This window comes from Pseudoalteromonas sp. SR45-4, from assembly GCF_014163535.1.
GTDB lineage: Bacteria > Pseudomonadota > Gammaproteobacteria > Enterobacterales > Alteromonadaceae > Pseudoalteromonas > Pseudoalteromonas nigrifaciens.
Map to the genome: position 1 here is coordinate 1 of NZ_JACJDO010000070.1, position 8,875 is coordinate 8,875.

An 8,875-nucleotide genomic window follows, 5' to 3' on the forward strand; every position below is an offset into this window, starting at 1 on the left:
ATTTACCAAAACACTATGAGCATTTATTAGAAACGCTGACGCTATTTCAGTTACCAACAAGGCGTCATGAGCGCAGCTTTCCACGATGTGTGAAAAAGAAACCATCTAAATATCCCTATAAAAAATGCCAGTCAGTGTTAACTGACTGGCATTAGTACCAGCGGCCGGACTTTAACTTATAACAGCGGCACTCCCGCGTGCCGCTCGAGTCCGGCGGGTTGTGTCCGTTTGCACTTTTCGTAGGCATAAAAAAACCCCGACCAATTTGATCGGGGCTATAAAAAGTGGTACCAGCGGCCGGACTCGAACCGGCACGCCTTTCGGCAGGGGATTTTGAATCCCCCATGTATACCAATTTCATCACGCTGGCATAATTTTTCTTTAACCTTCTAAATACCAGAAGATAAAGAAAAACCACTTTAGAGCTTAGGTTTATAAAACTGCCTTCGTCTCTATGCTAAGCATTATACAATCAATAAAGGTAGCGGCAAGCGTTTTATGACATAAGTACAATCAACCGCTTAACAATTAAGCAACCATTAACATTTAACTCTGCGCAGCGCTTTAATGCCTTACTGAAGAGGTAGTATTTACCAGCCTATTTGCTAAACTAGCGCGCATATTAATAGTGAGGGTATATTTATGTTGAATGAATTTCCACGAGCTGGCTTTTGGCGTCGTTTGGCGTCGTTAATTTATGATGCCTTGGTCGTAATTTCTTTATCTATGCTTACTGCCATACTCTACTTTGCAGTCATTCAGCTACTAACGTCTTTAGATATGATAGTTAAAACTGACGATCCTGCTGCTTTAATACAAGACTCCACGTTACTCTCTGGTATTAGAAGTGCGTTGTTTGTTGGAGTAAACGTATTCTTTTTTGCTTATTTTTGGACTAAAAGCGGGCAAACCATTGGCATGCGCGCATGGCGCTTAAAAGTACAAACTCTAGATGGGCAACTTATTAGCTGGCCGCAAGCAATAATTCGCAGCGTTAGTGCATTACTTGGTTTAGGTAATTTAGTGGTATTGGTTGATTTTAAAAATAAAAAAGCTTTGCAAGATTACCTTTCTAAAACCGAAGTTATTGCACTCACCAAAGAAGAAAACAAGCGTATTTACCGTGAGCTTGATTAATTAAAAGTAATACACTGTAATTTATAAGCACAAAAAAGCGTGGCACTTTTATAAAGTAGCCACGCTTTTTTGTTTCAAGGTATTTTTGTAACTACCTTTTTATAACTAGTTTTATGCGCGTTTATTCATTAAGTAAGCAGCAAAGCCGGTGAATATAATGCTAGGCACTACAGCGCCAATAAACGCAGGTATTTGATATACCATAACCACAGGACCAAATATTTCGTTGGTTAGATGAAACACTATACCCGTAACTACGCCCATTATAATACGTGCACCCATAGTGACGGTACGCAACGGGCCAAATATAAACGACAGTGCAACTAGCAACATTACGGCTATAGATATTGGCTGCATAAGCTTGCGCCAAAGCGCGAGTTCATAGGTGCTGGTATCTTGATCGTTTTGCTCTAAATAGTCTAAGTAAGACCATAACCCAGTAAACGACAGCGACTCAGGTTTAACCGACACCACACCCAGCTTTTCAGCAGTAAGTTGTGATGGGTAAAACTCCTCAGGCACTTGCTCTGTAGTAATAAGCTCATCACTTATTTTTACTTTATTGACGCCGCGCAGTAACCAGCCGTTTTCGCGACTTAGCGCATCTTTTGCCTTCGTTATTTGTGTAAGCGATAGCGACTGATCAAAGTGGTACATATGCACACCATTTAATTTACCATTTTGATCTACATCTTCTATATTTATAAAGTTATTGCCGTCTTTTGCCCATACGCCTTTTTGCGCATTAAAAACATCGCCACCATGAATTGCCTGGTTACGCATTTCTTTAGCTTGTAATTGCGCCTCGGGTACTCCCCACTCGCCTAATGCCATCATACATAGCGCCATAAATACGGCGGTTTTCATTACCGAGCTTATAATTTGTAAGCGCGACATACCTGCAGCGTGCATTACCACCAGCTCGCTGTTTGAGGCAAGCGCTCCTAACCCCGTTAAGCCACCAATGAGCGCGGCCATCGGAAAAAACACCACTAAATCGCCCGGTATTGTGTAAAGCGTGTAGAGCATCGCGGTCATTAAATCGTAACTACCACGGCCAACTGACTTTAACTGGTCGATAAATTTAATTAAGGTACTAATGCCTACCAGTACCAATAATGCAAAGCCGGTGGTTTGTAAAATGCTGCGACCTAAATACCAATCAAGGGTTTTCATCATGCGCCCAACTCCCGCTTAGTAATTACCGCTTTAAGCCAAGCGCCAAGTGGTCGCCCTTTAATTATTAATAGTCCGCCAATAAATAAGGCACTTAAGTGAATCCACCAAAGGCCAATAGAGGGAGGTATTTTGCCATCTTCAACAGCAAATTTAGCAGCGTTAAGTAAAATAAAATAACCTAAGTACAAGCTAATTGCCGGCACTAACTTAGCAAATTTACCTTGGCGTGGATTAACCACACTTAACGGTACTGCTAATAGTGTCAGCAGTGGAATAGAAAGCGGTATAGCAATACGCCATTGCCACTGCGCGGTTGCCTCTGGAGTATTAAGTGCCAACAATTGATTAGTAGGAATTGCTTCTAACTTACGGCGTTGGTGCTCTATTTCTTGCTCACGTATTTGTACACTATACCCGTCAAACTCGGTTAAATTGAGCGCCGGCGTTAAGCCATCAGTTTCATAGCGTTTGCCGTCGCTAAGAACGAGTTGTTGTTCGCCATTTTGCGCTTCAATTACAACTCCTTGCTCTGCATAAACTAGGCGTGCAAGGTTGTCTTTTTCGCTATCGGGGAGTTGCGCTACAAATACTTTATTAAGCTCTTTTCCACCGTTTTCAATGTTATGAATAAACACCACGGCTTTTTCGTTACCGGTTTGCTGAAAGCGACCTGCCCTTAATGCAGATAATCCCGCATCGGCTTTAGCTTGCTCTTTTAATTGGTACTCTTGCTCGCTTGCCCAAGGGGCAACATGCATGGTGAGCGCGGCGGCTAAAATAGCCAACCCCACACTTGATATAAGCGTCACTCTAACCACATACCATTCACTTACACCACAGGCTTTAAGTACTGTCATTTCGCTATCGGCGTAGATACGGCTGTAGGCCAAAATTATGCCTAAAAATATACTCAACGGTAAAATTAACGAGGCTAACTGCGGCAATTTAAGTGCGATCATCGATAGCACTAATTTAGCAGGAATACTACCCTCAGAGGCATCGCCTAAAATACTAACTAACTTTTGCGACAAAAAAATGGTCATCAAAGTTAAAAATACGGCGACCTGCGATTTTAAAACCTCAGCAGTCAAATAACGAAAAATAAGCAATAGTCGCCCCTGTTAAACATGGTGTGTCACTGCAATAGTGAAAGTTTATAGTTAGTCATGATTTTACTCAGCGTTGCCGAGTATAGATCTAATATTATAAGCCATGAAAATTAATTATCCTACCTAACAACACGATATAATGTTGCATTAGTGACCCTTAAGCAGATAAAGTTCAATTACACAGTAAGAGTCGGGCAAAATCAGCTAAGATTAGAGCTACACCTAAATAATTTAGGTATATAAGACTAAAAATATTTTTAGTTTCTGCTTAGCTTCTAAAGATGACTCAAAATCAGGAGTGACAATGGAATTTAACGTAAAAAGTGGTAGCCCAGAAAAACAACGTAGCGCATGTATTGTAGTTGGTGTATACGAGCCTCGTCGGTTATCCCCCATTGGTGAACAACTCGATAAAATCAGTGATGGTTATATCTCAAATTTACTTCGCCGAGGTGACCTAGAAGGAAAGCCGGGCCAAGTTTTATTATTGCATCATGTACCAAACATCTTAAGCGAGCGCATATTGCTTGTAGGGTGTGGTAAAGAGCGCGAGCTTGACGATAAGCAATATAAACAAATTATTTCTAAAACAATTAATACCTTAAACGACACCGGCTCTATGGAAGCGGTATGCTTTTTAACAGAGCAACACGTTAAAGGTCGCGATACCTACTGGAAAGTGCGCCAAGCAGTAGAAACCACCCAAGATTGTTTATACACCTTTAATCAACTAAAAAGTAAAACAGTAGACCCACGTCGTCCACTGCGTAAAATGGTGTTTAATGTTCCAACGCGTCGCGAGCTAACTATAGGCGAAAGCGCTATTGAGCATGGTTTAGCTATTGCTGCCGGTAGTAAGCTATGTAAAGACGTAGCAAATATGCCACCTAATATTTGTAACCCTGCGTATTTAGGCGAGCAAGCACAACAGCTAGCAACTAATTTTGACAACATTACTGTTGATCTAATCGGCGAAGAGCAAATGGCTGAGCTAGGTATGAACTCTTACTTAGCTGTTGGTCGCGGCAGTGTGAACGAATCGGTTATGTCGGTAATTAACTACAAAGGCGGCGCAGATGATCAAGCTCCTATCGTATTAGTTGGTAAAGGCTTAACCTTCGATTCGGGCGGTATTTCATTAAAACCTGGCGAAGGCATGGACGAAATGAAATACGACATGGGCGGTGCTGCAGGTGTTATTGGTGCAATGCGTGCACTGGCACAAATGCAGTTACCTATTAACGTGATTGGTATTTTAGCCGGCTGCGAAAATATGCCGGGGCCAAATGCATATCGCCCAGGTGACATTTTAACCACTATGTCGGGGCAAACCGTTGAAGTATTAAATACTGATGCCGAAGGGCGCTTAGTATTATGTGATGCACTAACCTATGTAGAGCGTTTTGAGCCAGAAACCGTTATTGATGTAGCCACATTAACAGGTGCTTGTATTGTAGCACTAGGCGCACATGCAACCGGTTTACTCTCTAACCATAATCCGCTCGCGCATGAGTTGTTAAAAGCATCGGAGCAAAGTGGCGACCGTGCATGGCAACTACCGCTATGGGACGACTATCAAGATCAACTAGAGAGCCCATTTGCCGACTTTACTAACTTAGGGGGCCGTGCAGCTGGTACTATTACCGCAGCGTGTTTTTTATCTAAGTTTACTAAAAAGTACAACTGGGCACATTTAGATATTGCAGGCACGGCATGGCGCAGTGGCGCTAAAAAAGGCGCAACAGGCCGCCCTGTTCCTATGCTTACTCAATATTTATTAAACAGAGCCGGCGTAAGCGAAGCCGCTCAAGATTAAGCATACCGCTTAGCTACTTAATAAGGCGCCGTTTGGCGCCTTATTTATTTGGGTATTAATTGAAGCAAAACCCGTTATATGGCAAAATCAGCCTCTTAATTTATGTGTATTAACTAGCTACACATTCAATGTCATGGGAAACCCCGATACAATGAACATGAACGCCCAATTTTTCGTTCTAAAGCAACAAGATGAGTCGCTGGCTAAGCCTGATGATCATTTTGCTTTGGCGGCTCAAATTGCCGCTGATCAGTATCGGCTTGGCCAACGTGTATTTATTTGTGTAGATAACGAAAATACCGCCTTTGCCATTGATGAAACACTTTGGGCATTTGATCCCGACAGTTTTGTACCTCACAACCTACAAGGTGAAGGCCCAAAAGGCGGCGCACCGGTAGAAATTGGTACTACGCCCCCTGTTGGCAATCGTAAAGTTTTAATTAACTTGGCTAATAACTTACCGGATTTTATTCGCCGCTTTAACCAAGTTTTTGATTTTGTACCCGTAGAAGCCGTTGCTAAACAAGCAGCTCGCGAGCGTTTTAAAAAGCTACGCCAACTCGGTGCCAACATCACCACGCAAGATATTAATAACTAAAAACACTTTTAGTAAAATAGCTAACCAACTAATTTAAGTACTTATTTAAGGTTCTGTGTAATGGATAAAACCTACAATCCGCAAGATATTGAACAGTCTCTATACCAAGGCTGGGAAGAAAAAGGCTACTTTAAACCATCTGGCCAAGGCGTCCCGTATTCAATTATGATCCCGCCGCCAAATGTCACTGGTAGCTTACACATGGGCCACGCTTTCCAAGACACCATAATGGATACCTTAACGCGCTTTAAACGTATGCAAGGTAACAATACATTATGGCAAGTAGGTACAGACCACGCAGGTATTGCAACGCAAATGTTGGTTGAGCGTAAACTGCATGCTGAAGAAGGCAAAACACGCCACGATTTAGGCCGCGAAGATTTTATAAATAAAATCTGGGAATGGAAAAAAGAATCGGGCGGCACAATCACTAAACAACTTCGTCGCCTTGGCGCATCGGTTGATTGGGATCGTGAACGTTTTACCATGGACGATGGCCTATCTGAAGCCGTTAAAGAAGTGTTTGTACGCCTGCATAAAGAAAACCTAATTTACCGTGGCAAACGCCTAGTAAACTGGGATCCTAAATTACACACTGCTATTTCTGATCTTGAAGTTGAAAACAAAGACAAGCAAGGCTACATGTGGAACTTACGTTACCCACTAGCCGACGGTGTTAAAACTCAAGATGGTAAAGACTACATAGTGGTAGCAACAACTCGCCCAGAAACTATGTTGGGCGACTCGGGCGTTGCAGTAAACCCTGATGACGAACGCTACTTAGATTTAATTGGTAAAGAGATTTTATTACCCATTGTTAATCGCCGTATTAAAATTGTAGCCGATGAACATGCCGATAAAGATAAAGGTACGGGCTGTGTAAAAATAACCCCAGCGCACGACTTTAACGATAACGAAGTAGGCAAGCGTCACAAAATGCCGATGATCAACATTTTCGATAAAGACGCCGCTATTCTTACTCAAGGCGAAACCTACAGCTTTGATGGCAAAGAACTTGAGTTTGATGCACCAATTCCTGAGCGCCTACACGGGCTTGACCGTTTTGCTGCGCGTAAAGCGATTGTAGCTGAATTTGAAGAACTAGGCTTACTTGAAAAAATTGAAGATCATGGTTTAACCGTTCCTTACGGCGACCGCTCGGGTGTGGTAATTGAGCCACTGCTTACCGACCAATGGTATGTACGTGTTGCACCTCTTGCAGAGCCGGCTAAAGAAGCGGTTAAAAACGGCGACATTCAATTTGTACCTAAACAATACGAAAACATGTACTTTTCGTGGATGAACGACGTACAAGATTGGTGTATTTCACGCCAGCTTTGGTGGGGCCACCGCATTCCAGCTTGGTACGACAGCGAAGGCAACGTATTTGTTGGTCGCGATGAAGCTGAAGTACGCCGCGAAAATAACATTGCAGACAGCGTAACACTAAGCCAAGACGAAGACGTACTTGATACCTGGTTCTCATCAGCGCTTTGGACGTTCTCAACTCAAGGTTGGCCTGCAAACACTGATGATTTAAAAACCTTCCACCCGTCTGACGTGCTGGTAACTGGTTTTGATATTATTTTCTTCTGGGTTGCGCGTATGATCATGATGACGCTGCACTTTATAAAAGACGAAAATGGTAAACCACAAGTGCCGTTTAAAACCGTGTATGTAACTGGTTTAATACGTGACGACAACGGCGATAAAATGTCTAAGTCAAAAGGTAACGTACTTGACCCACTGGACATGATTGACGGCATTGAACTTGAAGAGTTAGTACAAAAGCGTACTGGTAACATGATGCAGCCAAAATTAGCGGCTAAAATCGAAAAAGATACCCGCAAAGTATTCGCTGGCGGCATTGAAGCACACGGCACCGATGCCCTTCGCTTTACGCTTGCAGCAATGGCTTCTACCGGTCGCGATATTAACTGGGATATGAACCGCCTTGAAGGCTACCGTAACTTCTGTAACAAACTATGGAACGCGAGTCGTTACGTATTAATGAACACAGAAGAGCAAGACTGTGGTTTTGCAACCGATGCACAAAAAGAGTTGTCGTTAGCCGATCGCTGGATTTTAGGTCAATTTGAGTCAACTGTTAAAAGTTATACTGAGCATTTAGATAATTACCGCTTTGACTTAGCTGCTAACACCCTGTACGAGTTTACTTGGCACCAATTTTGCGATTGGTACTTAGAACTAACTAAACCGGTATTATTTAAAGGCAGTGAAGCACAGCAACGCGGTACACGTAATACACTAATTACCGTACTTGAAAGCTTGTTGCGTTTAATGCACCCAATGATGCCATACATCACCGAAACTATTTGGCAACGTGTAGCACCACTTGCAGGCCTTGAAACAGAGAACACCAGTATTATGGTACAAGCATTCCCTGTTTATAATGCAGCTAGCGTTGATGCCAAAGCAATGGACGATTTAGAGTGGGTTAAACAATTCATTTTAGCAATTCGTAACATTCGTGGTGAAATGGACATTAGCCCAAGCAAGCCGCTTAGCGTATTACTTGCAAATGCTTCGAGCGACGACGTGCGCCGCATTGAGGAGAACAACTCATTTTTAGCATCACTTGCAAAAATTGAAGAGTTCACCATGCTCGAAAATAAAGATGATGCGCCTGCGTGTGCAGCGTCTTATGTTGGTAATCTTGAAATTATGATCCCAATGGCGGGTTTAATTGACGTAGAAGCCGAGCTTTCACGTATTAATAAACAACTCGAAAAAGCCGAAAAAGGCCTAGCACAAGTGCAAAATAAACTCGCTAACGAAAAGTTTGTTAACAACGCACCAGAAGCTGTACTTGCTAAAGAAAATGCCAAACTAGCTGAGTTTAGCGATGCTAAAACTAAGCTACTTGAGCAAAAAGCAAAAATAGAAAGCTTATAATTTAGTTTTCGGGCATTAGCCCGGAACATTTATATAGGCATTAAAAAGCCGCGCTATGTAATTTCATAGCGCGGCTTTTTTGTGGCTCTAGGCTCTAGGCTCTAGGCTCTAGGCTCTAGG

The 8,875-nt window shown here is 42.6% G+C and carries 6 protein-coding genes and 1 tRNA gene; 4 read left to right on the forward strand and 3 right to left on the reverse strand.

Annotation, left to right across the window (positions count from 1 at the left end):
• Positions 1–285 precede the first annotated feature (285 nt).
• Positions 286–370 (reverse strand) — tRNA-Leu (locus H5058_RS17700).
• 272 nt (positions 371–642) lie between these two features.
• Here H5058_RS17700 and H5058_RS17705 point away from each other — a divergent pair.
• Positions 643–1,137 (forward strand): RDD family protein, encoded by a 495-nt coding sequence (locus H5058_RS17705; protein WP_011329070.1) that lies wholly within the window; start codon positions 643–645, stop codon positions 1,135–1,137.
• Between the two features lie 111 nt (positions 1,138–1,248).
• Here the strand turns inward: H5058_RS17705 and lptG are convergent, their stop codons facing one another.
• On the reverse strand, positions 1,249–2,316 hold the full coding sequence (gene lptG / locus H5058_RS17710) for an LPS export ABC transporter permease LptG (protein WP_089368699.1): 1,068 nt from the start codon (positions 2,314–2,316) through the stop codon (positions 1,249–1,251).
• On the reverse strand, positions 2,313–3,425 hold the full coding sequence (gene lptF / locus H5058_RS17715) for an LPS export ABC transporter permease LptF (RefSeq protein WP_011329072.1): 1,113 nt from the start codon (positions 3,423–3,425) through the stop codon (positions 2,313–2,315). The genes lptG and lptF overlap by 4 nt, the downstream gene beginning before the upstream one ends.
• Positions 3,426–3,729: 304 nt before the next feature.
• Between lptF and pepA the strand changes: the two genes are divergently transcribed.
• The 3 genes from pepA (at position 3,730) to H5058_RS17730 (ending at position 8,755) form a co-directional block, all read left to right on the forward strand.
• Positions 3,730–5,241, forward strand: coding sequence for a leucyl aminopeptidase (pepA, locus tag H5058_RS17720; protein WP_058374053.1), 1,512 nt, complete (start codon positions 3,730–3,732; stop codon positions 5,239–5,241).
• 151 nt (positions 5,242–5,392) lie between these two features.
• Positions 5,393–5,839: a DNA polymerase III subunit chi gene (locus tag H5058_RS17725; RefSeq protein ID WP_058374054.1), complete on the forward strand. Its 447-nt coding sequence runs from the start codon at positions 5,393–5,395 to the stop codon at positions 5,837–5,839.
• Positions 5,840–5,899: 60 nt separating this feature from the next.
• On the forward strand, positions 5,900–8,755 hold the full coding sequence (locus H5058_RS17730) for a valine--tRNA ligase (RefSeq protein ID WP_089368700.1): 2,856 nt from the start codon (positions 5,900–5,902) through the stop codon (positions 8,753–8,755).
• The last annotated feature ends 120 nt before the right edge of the window (positions 8,756–8,875 follow it).

Coding starts and splice junctions, on each gene's coding strand:
- H5058_RS17705 (WP_011329070.1), top strand. CDS start 643: ATGTTGAATGAATTTCCACGAGCTGGCTTTTGGCGTCGTTTGGCGTCG.
- lptG (WP_089368699.1), bottom strand. CDS start 2,316: ATGATGAAAACCCTTGATTGGTATTTAGGTCGCAGCATTTTACAAACC.
- pepA (WP_058374053.1), top strand. CDS start 3,730: ATGGAATTTAACGTAAAAAGTGGTAGCCCAGAAAAACAACGTAGCGCA.
- H5058_RS17725 (WP_058374054.1), top strand. CDS start 5,393: ATGAACATGAACGCCCAATTTTTCGTTCTAAAGCAACAAGATGAGTCG.
- H5058_RS17730 (WP_089368700.1), top strand. CDS start 5,900: ATGGATAAAACCTACAATCCGCAAGATATTGAACAGTCTCTATACCAA.